The sequence below is a fragment of the Propionivibrio pelophilus DSM 12018 genome (assembly GCF_059569095.1).
Genome location: NZ_JCANUT010000001.1, coordinates 233,994 through 252,207, shown reverse-complemented (window position 1 = coordinate 252,207; position 18,214 = coordinate 233,994). Strand labels below are relative to the sequence as shown.

General features: G+C 58.8%; 16 protein-coding genes. 12 read left to right on the top strand and 4 right to left on the bottom strand.

From position 1 onward, the window contains the following. Positions 1-27 precede the first annotated feature (27 nt). Positions 28-834: an HAD-IA family hydrolase gene (locus BO74_RS01190; RefSeq protein ID WP_496439416.1), complete on the bottom strand. Its 807-nt coding sequence runs from the start codon at positions 832-834 to the stop codon at positions 28-30. Positions 835-1,030: 196 nt separating this feature from the next. Between BO74_RS01190 and BO74_RS01185 the strand changes: the two genes are divergently transcribed. Next, positions 1,031-1,570, top strand: coding sequence for a hypothetical protein (locus BO74_RS01185; RefSeq protein ID WP_496439415.1), 540 nt, complete (start codon positions 1,031-1,033; stop codon positions 1,568-1,570). 16 nt (positions 1,571-1,586) lie between these two features. Here the strand turns inward: BO74_RS01185 and BO74_RS01180 are convergent, their stop codons facing one another. Next, the gene (locus BO74_RS01180; protein WP_496439414.1) at positions 1,587-2,870 is read right to left on the bottom strand and encodes a protein kinase domain-containing protein; all 1,284 of its coding nucleotides are present in this window, start codon (positions 2,868-2,870) and stop codon (positions 1,587-1,589) included. 9 nt (positions 2,871-2,879) lie between these two features. Further along, positions 2,880-4,277, bottom strand: a complete 1,398-nt coding sequence (gene argH, locus BO74_RS01175) for an argininosuccinate lyase (protein WP_496439413.1) — start codon at positions 4,275-4,277, stop codon at positions 2,880-2,882. 58 nt (positions 4,278-4,335) lie between these two features. Between argH and BO74_RS01170 the strand changes: the two genes are divergently transcribed. After that, positions 4,336-5,358, top strand: a complete 1,023-nt coding sequence (locus tag BO74_RS01170) for a sensor histidine kinase (RefSeq protein ID WP_496439412.1) — start codon at positions 4,336-4,338, stop codon at positions 5,356-5,358. Then, positions 5,355-6,134, top strand: a complete 780-nt coding sequence (locus BO74_RS01165; RefSeq protein ID WP_496439410.1) for a LytR/AlgR family response regulator transcription factor — start codon at positions 5,355-5,357, stop codon at positions 6,132-6,134. Before BO74_RS01170 ends, BO74_RS01165 begins: the two co-directional genes overlap by 4 nt. 45 nt (positions 6,135-6,179) lie before the next feature. Here the strand turns inward: BO74_RS01165 and BO74_RS01160 are convergent, their stop codons facing one another. After that, entirely contained in the window at positions 6,180-7,151 is a 972-nt protein-coding gene (locus BO74_RS01160) for a LysR family transcriptional regulator (RefSeq protein WP_496439409.1), read from the bottom strand. A gap of 149 nt (positions 7,152-7,300) precedes the next feature. Here BO74_RS01160 and BO74_RS01155 point away from each other — a divergent pair, with 149 nt between their 5' ends. The 9 genes from BO74_RS01155 to BO74_RS01115 all read left to right on the top strand — a co-directional run bounded on the left by BO74_RS01155 (position 7,301) and on the right by BO74_RS01115 (position 18,212). After that, the gene (locus tag BO74_RS01155; protein ID WP_496439407.1) at positions 7,301-8,314 is read left to right on the top strand and encodes a TRAP transporter substrate-binding protein; all 1,014 of its coding nucleotides are present in this window, start codon (positions 7,301-7,303) and stop codon (positions 8,312-8,314) included. A 119-nt stretch (positions 8,315-8,433) separates the two neighbouring features. Beyond that, complete coding sequence (locus BO74_RS01150; protein WP_496439406.1) at positions 8,434-8,934, top strand: TRAP transporter small permease; 501 nt, start codon at positions 8,434-8,436, stop codon at positions 8,932-8,934. Positions 8,935-8,936: 2 nt separating this feature from the next. Further along, positions 8,937-10,226, top strand: coding sequence for a TRAP transporter large permease (locus BO74_RS01145; protein WP_496439467.1), 1,290 nt, complete (start codon positions 8,937-8,939; stop codon positions 10,224-10,226). Between the two features lie 94 nt (positions 10,227-10,320). After that, a complete protein-coding gene (gene denD, locus BO74_RS01140) occupies positions 10,321-11,298 on the top strand; it encodes a D-erythronate dehydrogenase (RefSeq protein WP_496439405.1) in 978 nt (325 codons plus the stop codon). Between the two features lie 10 nt (positions 11,299-11,308). Then, on the top strand, positions 11,309-12,340 hold the full coding sequence (locus BO74_RS01135; protein ID WP_496439403.1) for a hypothetical protein: 1,032 nt from the start codon (positions 11,309-11,311) through the stop codon (positions 12,338-12,340). A 588-nt stretch (positions 12,341-12,928) separates the two neighbouring features. Continuing rightward, positions 12,929-13,921 (top strand): helix-turn-helix domain-containing protein, encoded by a 993-nt coding sequence (locus BO74_RS01130; RefSeq protein WP_496439402.1) that lies wholly within the window; start codon positions 12,929-12,931, stop codon positions 13,919-13,921. A 19-nt stretch (positions 13,922-13,940) separates the two neighbouring features. Further along, positions 13,941-15,425 (top strand): xylulokinase, encoded by a 1,485-nt coding sequence (locus BO74_RS01125; protein ID WP_496439400.1) that lies wholly within the window; start codon positions 13,941-13,943, stop codon positions 15,423-15,425. 223 nt (positions 15,426-15,648) lie between these two features. Then, positions 15,649-16,566, top strand: coding sequence for an ABC transporter substrate-binding protein (locus tag BO74_RS01120; protein WP_496439399.1), 918 nt, complete (start codon positions 15,649-15,651; stop codon positions 16,564-16,566). Positions 16,567-16,709: 143 nt separating this feature from the next. Next, positions 16,710-18,212 carry a sugar ABC transporter ATP-binding protein gene (locus BO74_RS01115; protein WP_496439397.1) on the top strand — a complete coding sequence of 501 codons (1,503 nt, stop codon included), beginning with the start codon at positions 16,710-16,712 and terminating at the stop codon, positions 18,210-18,212. Positions 18,213-18,214 lie beyond the last annotated feature (2 nt).

Genomic DNA, 18,214 nt, shown 5'->3' with positions numbered 1-18,214 from the left:
AGTGAGTCTGTTTTCCTGTGACGTTTTCTAGCATATCCGGGCACCGACGTGCCAGTCATGCCAGGTTCGAAGCTGATGCAGATTGACGTGCGTTTCAGTGAGAGGGTGTCCGGCGACGTGGCGTGCCGGTGCGTCCGGCTCGCCCAGATCCGCGACCACCGTCAGCGCGCCGGAGAAGTTTTCTCCGGAGGAGTATTCGCTTGGCGTGACGATTGCCGGCAGGCCGGCGGAACGCGCGGCGTTCAGGCCGATATGGGTGTCTTCGATGGCGAGGCAGGCGTTCGCGGCCAATCCCAGCTTTTCCAGCACCCAGGCATAGATGTCCGGTGCCGGCTTCTTGTTTGGAACCTGATCGCCGGCGCCGATGACTTCGAACAGCGATTCCATGGGGCAGCCGAAGTTTGCCACGATCAGGCTGTTCAGGCTGGCCGGCGCCGTCGTCGTGGCGATGGCCAGACGGACGCCTGCTGCGTGCAGTTCGTCTATCAGCCGGCGAACGCCCGGGCGCAGAGGGATGCTGCCGGCCAGCGCGATGTACGAATAAATTTCGCTTTTCCTGCGATACACGCGAGCCACCTGGTCGGCAAAGCTGCGTTGCTGCAACAGGTGCGGGGCGTAGCGGGCCGCGTAGTGGCGCATTCGCTCCTTTCCGCCTGCGATGCCGAGAAGCGTCGCGTATTCATCGGGCGTCCAGTGCCAGTTCATCCCGAATTCGGCAAAGGCATGGTTGAACGCGACGCGATGGCCGTTGCGCTCGGTTTCCGCCAGTGTGCCGTCGACGTCGAAGATGACCGCTTGCAGGGGGTTGCGCGAGCTTGGATTCTCTTTCGGCATTGTTGATTCAGTCGTGGGGAACGAGCGTTATGTTGGTCTGGACGCAGTTTAGATGGCTTGTTGTGTTATTAAAAGTTAAAGTTTTTTCATTAAATGATTAGTTATTGTTTTTGTATCGTGCTCGTGTTCCGCAAGGATGCAAGCGGAAAGCGCGCGTGTAGAATTTCCGTCCTTGGTGTTGTCTCAGGAATTCGATATGTCCCATTTTGCGTTGTCCTCTTTCAGGAAACTGATGGCCGGATGTCTGGTCGCAGCGTTCCTCTCCGGCTGTGCGGGGTATGGTGGCAGCAACCTGAAGCCGGGTGATTCCTCGTTACCGGAAGTGATTGCGTCGATGGGCATTCCGGCGATGACCTGGAAGGATCCCGATGGGCGCGAGCAACTGGCTTATCCGCGCGGGCCCGCGGGAACACAGACCTTCATGGTGTTCATCGCGCCGGACGGCAGGCTCGAACGGATCGAGAAAGTGCTCGACATGGAGCATTTCGGCCGCATCCGGAGCGGCGAAAGCGATCTGGTCAGTGTTCTGCGCCTGCTCGGCCCCGTGTCTCCACAGAACATCGCTTATTTCAAGGCGCGTGACGAACTGGTCTGGTCGTGGCTCTTCTGTGATAGCTGGAACCGGCAGGCGTATTTCGATGTGCTTTTCGATGCGACGACCGGCAGGGTGCGGACGACGCAGCAACGTCCCGATCTGCGTGGTCGCGACGGGGTTTCCCCGTGGTGCGGCCACTGAGTCGCGCGAACTGGCGCTAAAGCGCAGCCAGGCGGGCGTTGGCCAGCGCGAGTCGGCTGACCATCACCTCCAGGAACGCCTGGTAGAAATGCATGCGGCAGCTTTCCGACGCCCGGCGCAGAGCGTCGCCTTCGACGGTGACGATCGTCGATGCGGACAGCGCGGCAATGTCGGCGCCGCGGGTCTGCATGCTTTTGCTGATGACGGCCATCTCGCCGAAACAATCGCCGATGGTCAGCAGGTTGAGCATCCTGCCGTTCTTGGTGACCTTGAGTTCTCCGTCAACGAGAAAGCAGAAGAAGTCGCCGCTGTCGCCGTCCCGCATCACGATTTGGTCGGGAGGGACGCTGCTCCAGTGGGCGAAGCGCAGGACTTCCCACAGTTCGACGTCGGAGAAGTCCTCGAAAAAGCTCAGTCGCCGCAAGGTGTCGAATCTCTCCGATTCGGAGAGGACGTTCGTGGCGCTTCCTTTTTCCTGCCGGAAGGCGTTGGCGAGATCGTGGGCGAATTCCTCCCAGGATGGATAGCGCGCATCGACATCCTTGTGCATGGCACGGGCGACGATCGTGTCCAGCACCTTCGGCAGTTGCTTGCGTAGCCGCGACGGGGGCGTCGGCTCGGTATTGATGATCTGGTAGACGATGTTGTAGTTGTTGCTCGCCTGGAAGGGGAGTTGCCCGGTGAGCAACTGGTACATGACCACGCCGAGCGAGTAGATGTCGGTGCGGTGGTCGAGCGTCAGCTCGCGTACCTGCTCCGGCGACATGTAGGCCGGCGAGCCGACGCCGGAGACCTGCGTGCGGTCCGGGTGGTCGACGATCGCCGCGCCGAAGTCGGAAATCTTGATGTCTCCGCTGGCGGGGTCGTCGCCGACGAACAGGATGTTTGCCGGCTTGATGTCACGATGCGTGACGCCGATGCGGTGCGCGAAATCGAGCGCGCGCGTGCATTTGAAGGCGATCTCCACAACGCGCTCGGCCGGCAGGAGTTTGTCTTCCTTGCAGCATTCTTCCAGCGTGCCGCCCTGAACGTACTCCATGACGATGTAACAGAGTTCCTCGGCAACCACCGCGTCGTAGATCTGCACGATGTGCGGGTGCGCCAGCCTGCCGACCAGCGACGCCTCGTTCATGAATAGGTGGGTGTATAGCCGGCCACGCTCCGGGTGGCGGAGAATTTCGGGAAAGGCGACCTTGATGGCGACCTGGCGCTGCGCGAACGGGTCATGGCCCAGATAGACCGTGGAGGTCGCGCCGCTGCCGAGGACGCGGACGAGATCGTATTTCCCGATCCTGTTCATCGCCGAGGGCTACATACGCTGACGGGCGCGGGCGATGGCGGATTTGACCTGTTCCGGGGCGGTGCCGCCGACGTGCTTGCGCGAAGCCAGTGAACCTTCGACGGTCAGTACCGAGAAAACATCGTCGCCGACCAGCGGCGAGAAGCTCTTGAGGACGTCGAGCGGCAGTTCCGGCAGGTCGACACCCAGTTCCTCGGCACGGCGCACGGCGATGCCGACGGCTTCGTGCGCGTCGCGGAACGGCAGTCCCTTGCGCACCAGATAGTCGGCGAGATCGGTCGCCGTGGCGAAGCCCTGGCGCAGGGCGTCGCGCATGTTATCGGGGCGAGCCGAGATGCCGGGAATCATGTCGGCGTAGATGCGCAGCGTGTCGGTAACGGTGTCTACGGCATCGAACAGCGGTTCCTTGTCTTCCTGATTGTCCTTGTTGTAGGCCAGCGGCTGGCCCTTCATCAGTGTTAGCAGCGCGGTCAGGTGGCCATAGACACGCCCGGTCTTGCCGCGGGCGAGTTCGGGCACGTCGGGGTTTTTCTTCTGCGGCATGATCGAACTGCCGGTGCAGAAGCGGTCAGCGATCTTCACGAAACCGAAGCGCGGATTCATCCACAGCACCAGTTCTTCGGACATGCGCGAAATGTGCATCATCAGCAGGGAAGCTGCCGCGCAGAATTCGATGGCGAAGTCGCGGTCGGAAACGGCGTCGAGCGAATTCTCGCAGACACCCTCGAAGCCGAGTTCGGCGGCGACGAATTCGCGGTCGATCGGGTAGGTGGTGCCGGCCAGGGCGGCGGCGCCCAACGGCAGGCGATTGGTGCGTTTTCTTACGTCGGCGAAACGTTCGGCGTCGCGCCGGGTCATCTCGAACCAGGCCAGCAGATGGTGGCCGAAGGTGATCGGTTGCGCCACCTGCAGATGGGTGAACCCGGGCATCGGCGTCGCCGCTTCACGTTCGGCGAGATCGAGCAGACTGCCCTGGAAATTCTTGAGCAGCGCCAGGATGTCGTCGATCGCGTCGCGCAGATAGAGACGGATGTCGGTGGCGACCTGGTCGTTGCGCGAACGGCCGGTGTGCAGGCGCTTGCCGGCATCGCCGACGAGCGTGGTCAGGCGCTTCTCGATATTGAGATGGACGTCCTCGAGGTCGAGCGACCATTCGAAGGCGCCGGCTTCAATCTCTGCAACGACCTGCGCCATGCCGCGCTCGATGTCGGCGAGGTCGGCCGCGGAGATGATGCCTTGCCGGGCAAGCATTCTGGCGTGCGCCAGCGAGCCGCGGATATCCTGCCGCCACATGCGCTGGTCGAAATCGACGGAGGCGGTATAACGTTTGACGAGATCGGACATCGGCTCGGAAAAACGGCCGGCCCAAGTGTACTGCGAGGGCGACGAAGGTGTGGTGGGGTTCATGATGAAAGCAAGGGCTTGGGCTAGAATTCGGGAACCTGGACAGGCTCCACTCGAAGAGATGGCAAGTATAAAGCATAACCTCGCAGGCCAGCCGCTTCCGGATTTCCGCAATCTCGGCGTGATGCTGCGCATCCTGCTGGGCGTCAACCTGTTCGCGCTGGTGGCGGCGTTGGTGCAGGGCCGTGATCTTGGCGACTGGGTGCAGCGCTACGTCGACGTGGCGGCTTCGGTGCAGCCGCTGTTGTTGCTCAACCTGTGCCTGCTGGCGCTGCTCGCCAAGGCAATTCGCCAGCTGCCGGCGTATTACGGACAACTGGCCGTGTGCCTTCTCTCGGCCGTGACATCGATGCTGCTGGTCGATTACTGGCACTTCATGGGGTTCGACGAAGGAGGTGGCTTGCGTGTCGCCCGTGCCGGCCTGCTCGGCGGCTTCGCTGCGGCGGGGATGTTGTTCTATTTCGACTTGCGCGCGCGCGGCTTGGCCCCGGCGGTGAACGAAGCGCGGCTGCAGGCGCTGACGGCGCGCATCCGGCCGCATTTTCTGTTCAACAGCCTGAACGCCGTACTGTCGCTGATCCGGTCCGATCCGCAGCGGGCCGAGTCGGCGCTGGAAGAACTGGCGGATCTATTCCGGGTGCTGATGCGTGATCATCGCGAGTTGCTGCCGCTCGGCGACGAAATTGCGCTTTGTCGCCAGTACCTCGAACTGGAGAAACTTCGGCTTGGCGACCGGCTGAGGGTGGCGTGGGAGGTGAGCGACGTGCCGGCCGATGTAAAGGTGCCGCCGCTGATGTTGCAGCCGCTGCTCGAAAACGCCGTCTATCACGGCATCGAACCGTCCGGTGAGCCCGGTACCGTGCGCATCGCCTTTTCCCGCCGCGGCGACGAACTGCACATCGACCTCGCCAATCCGTGCGGTGGAGATTCGGTGAAAGGCAATCACATGGCGCTGGCGAATATTCGTGAACGCTTGACGTTGTACTATGATCTCGAAGCTCGCTTGGAGGCGGGCGAAGCCATTTCTCCCGAAGGAATCAGGGAATACCGAGTGCATATCACCCTGCCGTGCCGGAAATCATGACCGCAAGCCAGTCGCCGACCCTCTCCGTGCTGATCGTTGATGACGAAACCTTGGCGCGCGTGCGTCTGCGCGACCTGCTGGCCGATATCGCCGTCGAGGTACCGAACGAGGTGATTGCCGAGGCCAGCAACGGTGTCGTCGCCGCCGAGTCGCTGAAGGAGCGCCGGCCGGACGTGATGCTGGTCGACATTCGCATGCCGAAGATGGACGGCATTGAACTGGCTCGCCACGTCGGACGGCTGGAAAATCCGCCGGCCATCATCTTCGTGACCGCCTACGACAGCTATGCGGTCCAGGCTTTCGAACTCAATGCCATCGACTACCTGGTCAAGCCGGTCCGTTCTCCGCGGCTGGCGGCTGCGCTGCAGAAAGTCCGGAGCAGTCGGCCTGCGCCGCAACAGGTTCTGGCCGAACTGCAGCAAGGGGCGCGAAGCCACCTCTCCTGCAACGAGCGCGGCCGCATGCTGCTGATTTCGGTACACGACATTCTCTATCTCAAGGCCGACCAGAAGTACGTGATGGCGCGGACGGCTGTGCGCGAGTACCTGCTGGACGAGTCGCTGGCACATCTTGAACAGGAGTTCTCCGAGCGCTTCATCCGCCTGCATCGCAGCGTGCTGGTGGCTCGCGATGCGATTGCCGGTTTCGAGAAGTGTGGCGGCGAGGAGGTGGAGGCGCAGTGGCAGGCGCTGTTGCGTGGCATCCCCGAAAGGTTGCCGGTCAGCAGACGGCAATGGCCGCTGGTCAAGTCGTATGCGAGGCACGTGAGTTCGTAAGGCAGATGCAGGGTTCCTGTTTTCCGAGAGAAGTCTGCCGTAGTTTTATCGAGTCCCTGCTGGGGCGCCAAGGCTACTTTGAGCGTTGCTTGCAAGCGCGTGCTCCATGAATGCTTGCTTGGCCACCTGCATTGCAGCAGTCGGGATTCTGTTTCTTCTGGTTATCAGACCATAGGAATTCATATGAATTGACAGGGAAATCGGTAGCCGTCCGATGATTCCCATGCTTTCGTAGTAGTTGATCAGCGATACCGGTTGTAACGAGACCATGTCTGACTCTTTCAGCAAGGCTAACGATAGTAGCGTTGATGACGTCTCTATCGTACTGGTCGGAATGCTTGTCCTGGCATCCAGAAACAGTTGATGAAAAATCATCCGAAGCGGGGCGGGTTGTGACTGGATTACCCAGCAATATTTCTTCAATGTTTCTAGCGTTATTTCGCTATTGTGCATTTCAGGATGATCAGAACGAGCGACAGGGACAATGACCTCAGCGCCAAAGGGTACAAAATCCAGGTTTTCGGACGGATAGCCCTCGGGGATGCGCGCGATGACGATGTCGATCTCGTCCTGCTCCAGCGATTTTATAAGCTGATCGCTCGTTTCGATCTCTACGGTAATCCCGAGTAATGGATGTTCCTTCTTCAAGAAGGCGACGGTTGAGGGTAGCAGGCTGTTGGAAAGAGCTTGGATTCCACCGATATGCACGTTGCCCAGACTGCCAGATTTGAGCGCGGTCAATTCTTTGTGCAAGCCACCCAGGTCGGTGTGTACGAGGCGGGCGTAGCGAATCAGCGCGTCTCCAAACGTATTTGGCTTGATGCCCTTGGGGGTTCTTGCGAACAACGGTTCGCCAACCAGTTCCTCGATTTCATGCAGACACTTGGTTAACGCTGGCTGAGTCAGTGACATCACCTCGGCTGCTTTACGTAGCGATCCGTGCTCATCGATGACCATCAGCAATCTCAAGTGGCGCATCCGTAGGCGGTTGGCGATCAGATTGAGGGAGTTAATCACTGCAATTACCTATGGTTATCAGGATATAAGAAACTATGAATTGTAATGATGGGGGTACCTGCTGAAAATCAGTACAGGTTTTTAACCGCTGGCGATTTGCGGGGGGAACCGAACTGAATGCCAAACAACCATTAGACTGGGGAGTTGAAATGATCAAACGTACGTTCAGTATTGTTTCTGCATTGATGCTTTGTATGTTGGCCGCGCCGTCGCAGGCAGCTGATCCGATCAAGATTTCGGTGTCGCATACATCTTCTCTCGAGAGTCCCTGGCAGAAAGGGGCACTTGTGATGGCAGACACGATCAACAAGGAGGCTAAAGGCAAGTTCAAGGTTGATGTCTTCGGCAACGGTGTGTTGAACCAGAAGAACTGGCGGGTCATGTTCGAGCAGACGCAGGCAGGAACGAATGGCATCGCCATTGAAAGCGTCACGGCGCTTGCGTCAATTGTTCCGGAGTTGGGTGGAATCAACCTGCCCTTCTTGTTCCAGGATTTTGATCACCTTGACCGGTTTCTTCAGGCCAACCCGCCTGTCCTCCAGAAGTGGCTGAAGAAGTTCGAGGAAAAGAATCTCGTGGTGATGGCCATCGCGCCGCGGCCATTCCGCCAGCTCATCAACAAAACCAAATTGGTCAAGACGCCCGCTGACATCAGCGGCATGAAGTTCCGGGTTCCCCAGAACCCCATGTTCGTGAAAATCTTCGAGTCGATGGGTGCGAAACCCGTACCAATGTCTTCCGGTGAAATTTACTCGGCGATTCAATTGGGAACGGTCGTGGGTGAGGACAATTCGGTGCCGGTCGTCTATGACTTCAAAACCCACGAAGTGGCCAAATTCATGACCATCTGGAACTACATTGGCGATGCTTCCCTGGTGGTCATCAACAAGGCCATCTGGGACAAGCTGACCCCCGATGAGCAGTCGATTTTCAAGAAGGCCGGGCAGGAGTGGGTCAAGGTCAACATCAACGAAGATACGACATACCAGGTTACGTCACGCAAGAACATGGAAAAGGCGGGTGTCAAGTTTTATGACATGGATGACGCCGGAAAGCAAGCGTTTGCCAAGATGATGGCGCCGGTATACGCGGATTTCGAGAAGGTGGTCGGAGCAGCAGACTGGAAGTCCTATCAGGACGAGATCGTCAAGCAACGGAAATAGACCCGGAATGGGCGGGGCGTTCGCCGCCCCGCCCTTCTTCAGTTAATTCACTGTGAGTTGTTGCCGCTCGCCAGCGTTCCCACGTCTGGTAGAAAGGGTGTGTTGATGTGAAAAGGGTTTTGACTTTCCTGAAAAATCTGGACGGGACCGTTGGTTATTTACTTCTGTTCGTTATCCTGATTGTCGTTTTCCTGCAAATCATGAGCCGGGTCCTGCCCGGAAACACAATTTCCTGGACGCTGGAAGTTAGTGAAATGCTGCTGGGGGCGTTGATCTGGCTGAATATCAGCGTAGGCATCATCAGTGGAGCGCATGTCAGTTTTGACCTCGTGGTCCGCCGGTTGCCGCACCGGATCCAGAAAATCGTGGTCTTGCTCAACAACGCGATCTTCATTGCTTATCTGGTGTTGTTGGCAGCGTTTACGATGCAGGTTCTCGACTATTACCTTGTCCTGGGAGCCAAATCCACCATTCTGCAGATCAGCATGTTCTGGGTACGTTTGCCGATCCTGATTGGTTGTGTGGCGACCATCATCAGGTTGTGTATCAAGGAATACCGGATTTTTACTGACAAGGAGACAAAGTATTTCGCCTCCTATGGCAGCGAAGGAGGAGTGTGATCATGCCGGTGATGAGTATCACAATGCTGGTTCTTGCCGTTGTCTTCCTGCTTTTGGGGACATCGATTGCCGTGTCGCTGGGACTCTCGGCCATTCTCGTCATGCTGATCTACCAGCCGGTACCGAACATGATGATCATCCCGCAGATGTTCAGCGAGGCATCCACTTCATTTGTCCTGCTTGCCGTCCCGCTGTTCATCCTGGCAGGAAACCTGATGGAACGGGGGACCATGGGGCGGAATCTGATCGATTTCACGACATCCCTGGTCGGCTGGGCAAAGGGTGGTCTCGGTGCGGCGACGATTACCGGGAGCATGATCTTCGGAGGGATTTCCGGTTCGTCGCTGGCCGATACGGCAACGTTTGGCACCATCATGGTTCCGCGCATGGTCAACGATGGGTACCCGAAAGATTACGCGGCCGGCCTGACGCTTACGGCTTCGTGCCTGGCTGTCATCATCCCCCCCAGTATCCTAATCGTCCTGGCTGCGGCGTCGACGTTACAGTCCGTGGGCCGGGCCCTGGCGGGAGGAATTTTGCCGGGGATTCTGATTACCGCCTTGTTGTTCGTGCCGAATTACGTGATTTCGAAAAGGCGCGGATATGGCACCAGCATCCCGTTTTCGGTGAAAAACGTGTTCCGCAAGCTGACTACCTGCTGGACTGCCCTGGTCGCGCCACTCATTATTCTGGGGAGCATCTTTTCCGGTGTCGTGACGCCAACCGAGGGAGCGTTGGTGGCGGTGCTGTACATTCTTTTCGTCGATATGCTGGTGTTCCGGCGTTTGAAATGGTCCGATCTCGTGGAGGCGTCCAAGAGTACGGCAGTCCTGACCTCGGCGATCCTGTTCATCGCTACGTCGAGTGCCATGGCCAATTGGATCATCGCTTTTGAAAACGTGCCGAAGTTCATGGCCGAACTCCTGGCAGGCGTGCCGGGCGGTACCGTCGGCTTCCTGATCCTGATCAACATCTTCCTGTTGATCATCGGCATGACGCTGGATGCGGGGCCTGCCACCATTATCTTTGCACCACTTTTTCTGCCGGTGGCGGTCAGCATGGGTATCGACCCGACGCATTTTCTGGTCATCATGGTGTGCGGTTTTGCTCTCGGGTTGGTGACACCCCCATACGGGGTCTGCCTGTTCAGCATCTCGTCCATATGCAACATTCCGATGGATAAATTGGTTCGGTCATCGGCGCCTTTTTATGCCGTGATTTTCATGGTGATGCTGATGATTACGTTCATTCCTTCGATAACACTGTTTATTCCCGGCATTCTGGGCTTGTGATACGGCCTTTCGGTCGCCACGCGACAGCGTGGCGACTTTTGTGCGGCTTGTTGTGATGACATTTGCATATTTTGTCTTTTCTTAGGAGAAAAAAATGAAAGTATTAATTACTGGTGGCGGTGGATTCATCGGCTATCGATTGGCGCAGGCGCTGCTTGAACGAGGGACACTCGCCGATGCCGACGGCAATCAGAAAAGCATTTCGCAGATCGTATTGCTCGACATGGCGTTCCCGCTACAGACCGACCCTCGCCTGAAATGCGTCAAAGGCGATTTGACCGACAAAGAGCTACTCAAGGAGGTCATGGGGGGCAACACAGAGTCGGTCTTTCACCTCGCCTCGGTGGTGAGCGGCGGCGCGGAAGCGGATTTTGAGCTTGGCTACAAGGTCAATATGGACGGAACACGCGCATTGCTGGAAAGCTGCCGTACCCAAGCGCACCCACCGCGCTATGTGTTTGCCAGTACCTGCGCGGCGTTCGGCGGAGATCTGCCGGACGTCGTGACCGATTCCACCACGCCGAATCCGCAGACTTCCTATGGTGCGCAGAAGGTGTGCTGTGAGTATCTGACCACCGACTACAACCGCAAGGGCTTCATCGACGGGCGCTCGATCCGCCTTCCGACGATTTCGGTTCGTGCGGGCAAACCCAATCTGGCGGCGTCATCGTTCGCCAGCGGCATCATCCGCGAACCGCTGGCCGGAGTGGTTTCCCCATGTCCTGTGGATCCGGAGACATGCGTGTGGATACTGTCGCCGGGCAAGGTGGTCGACGCCTTCATTCACGCCCACGACTTGCCATCTTCGGCGTGGGGGCTCAATCGCGTGCTCAACCTTCCTGGCATCACTACCTCGGTTAACGAGATGGTCAGTGCTCTGCGCAAGCTGGCCGGCGACAAGGTGGCGGATCTCGTCGAATGGAAACCGGATGCGCGTGTTCAGGCCATCGTCAAGACATGGCCAGCGTGGTATTCCACCGAACGCGCGCTCAAGCTCGGGTTTGTCGGCGACAAGGACATCGAAGGCATCATCCGCGACTATATCGACGAGCAGGGCATCAGGGTTCAGTGAAGGACGGGAAATGAACATTACGAAACATCGACTCGCCACGCTGGACAGCTGCTATGCCGTCAACAGCCTGATGATCGACGGCAAGACCAATATCCTGCTTGCCTCGGAAGCCAAAGGGCCATGCTTGGCGTGGTCAGGGGCTGACTACGACGAGTGTCACGTGGTCTGGGAGGGGCCCGGCGGGACAATGTCGATCGTCCCGATTCCCGGAACCAACGGGGAATTTCTCGCCGTGCAGAAGTTCTACCGGATGTATCAGTGGGATGGGGCCAAAATCGTCCATGTGAGTCCGCTGGAGTCCGGCGGATACGCGGTAACGGATGTCCTGGATCTCCCCTATGTTCACCGCTTCGATCTTCTGACCGTCGGTGGCCGGCACTATTTCATCGGATGCACCCTGGCGACGAAGAAGGAATCCATCGCCGACTGGGCACATCCCGGGCAGATCTGGGTCGGCGAATATACCGGTCCTGGGGCGCTTGAGGTAAGGGTCCTGAAGAAGGGGCTGACCAAAAATCATGGATACAGCCGTCTCGTTCAAGATGGGGTGATGCGTGGGCTGGTGACGTGTGAGGAAGGCGCATTCGAAGTTACGCCGCCCTCATCGCCAAATGGTGAATGGAGTGTACGGCAGTTCATGGATTGGCCGATCAGCGACATTTCCGCGATAGACATCGATGGCGATGGTGAGCTCGAATTTGCCACGATCGAGTCATTTCATGGGTCGTATTTTCGGGTGTACAAGAAGATTGGCGGTAAATTCGAGAAGATTTTCGAACATCCGGAAGTCACCGAGTTCTACCACGTCGTCGTTGGGACGACGCTGGCCGGGAAGCCCGTTTTTGTTGGTGGGTGTCGTCGGGGCAAACAGCAGCTCTTCTACGTCCATGCGACCAGCACGAGCCCGCTACGGCTCGACGCCGTGCTCATAGATGAAGGCGTCGGGCCGAGCAATGTGCACGTCCTGCATGAGGAACAGCGGGACATTATTGTTGCAGCGAACAGGGAGATTAACGAAGCTGCAATGTATTTCGTCACATGAGCCCTTGGGTTATGACGTTTACATCCACCCCTCCGGCGAGTCGGGCACGTTTCCTGTAGCCTTTGCTCGCCGCCTCGGGCGGCTGGAAAGTCAGTCTGCCATCATCTTCGTGACGGCCTACGCATTGTCATGCGTCTCAGGCCCTCGAACTCAATGCCATGATTCCCTGCTCTCGCGGGTTTGTGCTCAGCGTCGGGTGGCGGCACGTAAAAACCGGCGTGTCCGCTGGGCGTTGCACCGCCTTGTGTTTGACCTGAAGTGCGTGACGGCGTTAACGGTGGTGCGCTAGTATCTGCCGGATGAGTTACTGGCTCACCTCGAGCGCGAATTCTTTGGTGTTTCATTCGTTAGCATCGCAGCGTACTGGTCGCCCGGGACGCCATCGCCGGCTTCGAGAAATGTGCTGGCGAGGAGGCGCAGTGGCAGGCGCTGTTGCATGGTATCCCCGAACGCCTGCCGGTGAGCCGGAGGCAGTGGCCGCTGGTTAAGTTGTATGCGAAACAGGTGAGTTCGTGATGGGGGTGACGCTGCCCGGCAGTTCGACTCCACGGGCGGCAAAATAGTATCAACGCGCGGTTCTCCTCGTGGTTGAAAAGCCTGTTTTCCCGTCATAAAGTCGCACCACAACAAAACGACCCGGTTCCGCAAGACGGAGCACGCGAGTCCGACAGGCCGAACGGCCGATTCAAGAGAGGGGTACGAATGAAACCGGATCTGGAAGTGGTCGATGTTGCACAGCACGAATCGTTCAAGGTGTGGGGGCATGGCTATCCGTTCCGGACAGTCCGCTGGCATTTTCATCCGGAATTCGAAATCCAGCTGATCACCGAAACGTCCGGGCAATATTTCGTCGGCGATTTCGTCGGCCGCTTCGAGCCAGGCAATCTTGTGTTCATGGCCCCTAATCTGCCCCATAACTGGGTCAGTGAACTCCCCGAGGGAAAAGCCGTCGAGCGGCGCAACCTGATCGCCCAGTTTTCAGATGAATTCCTCAACCAGCGCGTGATGGCCTTCCCCGAGCTACGCATGTTCGAGGCGCTGATTGCCGAGTCGAAGCGTGGGGTGGTCTTCTCTGTGGAGACGGGCCGGATGGCCCGGCCCCTTATGGAGGAGTTGCTTCATGCCACGGGAATTCGTCGTATCACGCTGTTCCTCGCGCTGCTTGAACTGCTTGTGCAGGACGGGCAGCGCCGGCAACTGGCCAGCCACCGCTTCTCGCTTGATCCCAGCGCATACATGTCCTCGACCATCAATCAGATTCTTTCGTATATTGACCAGAACCTGACCAGCGATCTGCGCGAAGCGGAAGTGGCTGATCTGGCCAAGCAGAGCGTGACCACTTTTTCCCGCTATTTCCGCAAGCACACCGGAATGTCCTTCGTGCAGCATGTGAACCGCATGCGGATCCACCGCGCATGCGAACTGTTGGTCGACACCGACCTTTCCGTGGCGGACATCTGCTTTCGTGTCGGCTACAACAACGTCTCGAACTTCAACCGCCACTTCCTGACGCAGAAAGGTGTGCCGCCAAGCCGGTTCCGGGCGTTGCACCAGATGAACATTTTCTCCCGCGTGGCTTGAGCCTGAAGGAGACGAGGCGATGTCCGGTTTCTTTCTCGGAATCAATCTGGGGATTGCAGGAGTGCGTGCAATCCTTGTCGATTCTTCCGGCCGGGTCGTTGCCGACATGGAAATGAGCGTAGCCTGCAATGCGCCGCAATCGTCCTGGTGCGAGCAAAGCCCTCTGGAGTGGTGGCATGCCACGCAGGATGTCGTCGCCGGAATTCGTGCCGAAGCGCCCAAAGCCTTCCGGCAACTGCGCGGGATCGGCGTGGCCGGCCAGACGCAGGGAGTCGTGCTGCTCGACAAGCATGACCGCGTATTGCGCCCCGCCATTCTGTGCGACGACGACCGCGCTCGCGCCGAATGCGTGGAGTTCGAGGCGCTGGTCGTCGATTCGCGCGATATTACCGGCAATGTCGCCTTGCCCCGCTATAGCGCGCCGAAGTTGCTCTGGCTGCAGAAGCAGGAGCGCTCGGTCTTCGACAGCATTGCCCGGATGCTGATGCCGAAGGACTTTATCGTCCATTGCCTTACCGGCGAATTCGTTACCGATATGTCGGATGCTTCGTCGACACTGTGCTTTGACGTGACGCATCGCGACTGGTCGGATCGGGTGATCGAGGCGATCGGCCTGAAGCGCGGGACTCTCCCGCGTCTGCAGGAAGGCTCGACGGCAGCCGCATCGCTGCGGCCGTCCTTGCAACGGGAGTGGGGCATCGATTGCCCGGTGACGGTCGCAGCAGGCGCCAGCCGCCCGGCGGCGATGGCAGTCGGTCTTGGGGCGTTGAAGGCCGGCGAGGCATTCGTCAGGCTCGGTCACACGACCCTGGCCTGTGTCACGACACAGGCTCCCCGGAGTGTTGCCGACGGCGCAGTGCGCAACCTGTGCCATTGTCTCCCGGGGCTGTGGCATCAGCAGAGCGGACTCCCTGCGGGGATGCGGAGCCTCGAATGGTGTGCCGGCCTGATGAGGGTCGATGAGCCGCAAGAGTTGTTCGACGCCGCGCGGCAGAGCGAGATGCATGCCGCGCCGATTTTCCTTCCCGGCCTGAGCGAGGCACGGGTGCGCTGTAGCGATGAGCGGGCTTCGGGAGCGTTTTTCGGTCTGACTGAAAAAACGGACGCCGGTGCGCTCGCCTATTCGATCCTTGAAGGAATCGCCTTCAGTGTCGCCGATCGGCTGCAAATCATCGCCGAGACCAGCAAGCTCGATGGCCCGCCGTCGCTGATCGGCGCCGGTAGCCGCCACCGTTTCTGGTGCGAACTGCTCGCCACTGTTTGCGACATGCCGATGGTAGTTCACGCGGAGGATTTCGATGCCGCGTGCACCGGTGCGGCGCATCTTGCCCGTCTCGCGAGCGGAAATCTTGACGTCGCAGAGTTGGGTGGGGCCCCACCCATCGCCGCGACCATTCTCCCGCGTCGGGATTGGGCTGAAGAGATTCATTCCCGCCAGGCCCGTTTCCGGCGCCTGAATCGCGCTCTTGAGTCCGAATTCTCCGAAGAAGGAGTGCTTTCTTGAGATTCATGATCCGTCCGCCACCGGCGACATAGGGCATCACCACGTCAGCCGGCTCCCGAGCCCGTCCCGGAATTTCCAGAGCCTTCGGGTAGCGCGCCAACAAACGCGTCTGCCCCTGGGAGCGCTTTTGCCGGAATTTTGTGCAGGTGTTTTTCAGTAGTTCGTTTTTGCAGTAGGTCGTTGAGGTCAAACTTTTTTTCCAACAACAGATGAGGGATTCACCATGAAAGCCATGAAAAAGGTTCTTCCGTTGGTCGTAGGTGCTTTGCTCTGCGCCGGTGGCGCAATGTCGGCATCTGCCGCGCCGCTGAAGATCGGTATGTCGTTCCAGGAACTCAACAATCCCTACTTCGTCACGATGAAGCAGGCTCTGGAAGAAGCCGCTGCTTCGGTCGGCGCAACGGTCATCATCACCGACGCACGTCACGATGTTGCCAAGCAGATCAGCGACGTTGAAGACATGATCCAGAAGAAGATCGACATTCTTCTGCTCAACCCGACCGACTCCACCGGCGTTGAAGGCGCGGTGAAATCCGCCAAGGCCACCGGCCTCGTCGTCGCCGCCGTCGATGCGAACGCCAAGGGCCCGGTCGACACCTTCGTCGGCTCGAAGAACTACGACGCCGGGGTGATGGCCTGCGAATACATGGGCAAGGCGCTGGGCGGCAAGGGCGATGTCGCCATTCTCGACGGTATCCCGGTTGTGCCGATTCTCGAGCGCGTCCGCGGCTGTAAGGATGCGCTCAAGAAATACCCCGGCATCAAGATCGTGACGACGCAAAACGGCAAGCAAGAGCGTGACCAGGCGCTCACCGTGACGGAAAACATGATCCAGGCCAACCCGGGCCTGAAGGGCATCTTCAGCGTGAACGACGGTGGTGCGATGGGCTCCCTGGCCGCAATCGAAGCGTCCGGCAAGGACATCAAGCTGACCAGCGTCGACGGCGCCCCGGAAGCGATCAAGGCCATGCAGAAGCCGGGCTCAAAATTCATCGCCACATCGGCTCAATATCCGCGTGACCAGATCCGCATCGCCATCGGCATGGCGCTCGCCAAGAAATGGGGTGCCAACGTTCCGGCTCACATTCCGGTTGAAGTCAAGCTGATCGACGCCGAAGGCGCCAAGACCTTCGCGTGGTAATTGCGCCGTACTGACAAGCGCTTCTCTGCGCACCGTCGAGCCTCAAGCCCGACGGTGCAGGCAAGGCGGTTGCGGTGATGGTTGTCTCCCCTGGCGCCCCGGCGTCGGGGAGTCCCCGGGAAATTCTTGAATATGGAACACGTATGAGCATGAACGCGGTTTTGCGACTGGAACAGATATCGAAGCGCTTTCCGGGAGTTAACGCGCTGACGAATATCGATTTGTCAGTAGGCAAAGGTGAGATTCATGCCCTGCTCGGTGAAAACGGTGCGGGCAAATCGACCTTGATGAAGATCCTCAGCGGCATTTATCAGCCGGATGAAGGACGCATCCTCCTGGATGGAACGGAGCACAAATTCGCCAGCTACAACGAAGCCGTTTCCGCGGGAGTCTCGATCATCTTTCAGGAATTCAGCCTGATTCCCTATCTCAATGCGGTCGAGAACATCTATCTTGGGCGCGAGTACACGAATTCGCTCGGCTTCCTGACCCGAGGCGCGATGCGCAAGGAAGCGCTTGCGCTCTTCGAAAAACTGGGCATCAACATCGACATGGATGTGCCGGTCTGCCAGCTAAGCGTGGCTCAACAGCAATTCGTCGAGATCGCCAAAGCCCTTTCGCTTAACGCGCGCATCCTGATTCTCGACGAGCCGACCGCGACGCTGACGCCGTCGGAAGCCGAACACCTCTTCAGCATCATGCGCGACCTGAAGGCCCATGGCGTGACGATGGTTTTCATCTCGCATCACCTCGAAGAAATCTTTGAGATCTGCGACCGTATCACGGTGCTGCGCGACGGCAACTACGTCGGCACGACCGACGTGAAGGATACCGACGTCGACAAGCTCGTCGAATGGATGGTCGGCCGCCGTCTGGAACAAGCCTTTCCGCCCAAGCCCGTGCCGCAGGAGAACCCGCGCAAGGTGCTTGAGGCGCGTAATGTCCAACTCTCGGAAGGTGCGCCGGTCAACAGTTTTGCCTTGAACGAGGGTGAGATTCTCGGTTTCGCGGGACTCGTCGGCTCGGGGCGTTCAGAGCTGGCGCGCGCGGTGATCGGCGCCGATCCAGCCTACCGGAAGGAAGTCTTTTTCCGCGACAACAAGGTCGCGCTGAAGGACACGGCGGAAGCGCTCGAAGCCGGCATCGGCCTCTTGCCCGAGAGCCGCAAGACAGAAGGCCTGGTCGTCGACTTTGCGATCCGCGACAACATCTCGATCAACAACCTGAAAAAATATCTCGGCCCCGGCCCCTTCATCAACCAGCGGGCTGAGTACAGCACCACGGAAGAGATGATGAAGCAAGTCGGCGTCAAGGCACCTAACCCGATGACGATCGTCGGCCAACTCTCCGGCGGCAACCAGCAGAAGGTCGTCATCGCGCGCTGGCTCAACCACCACTGCAAGGTGCTGATTTTCGACGAGCCGACACGCGGCATCGACGTCGGCGCCAAGGCAGAAATCTACATGCTGATGCGCCGGCTGACCAACGAGGGGTACGCAATCATTTTCATATCGTCGGAGTTGCCCGAGATCGTCGGTTTGTGCGATCGCGTGGCAGTTTTCCGGCAAGGGGCCATCGTCGCGACGCTGGCTGGCGATGAAATCAATTCCAATGAGGTAATGCGCTATGCAACAACAGGCAACTAATG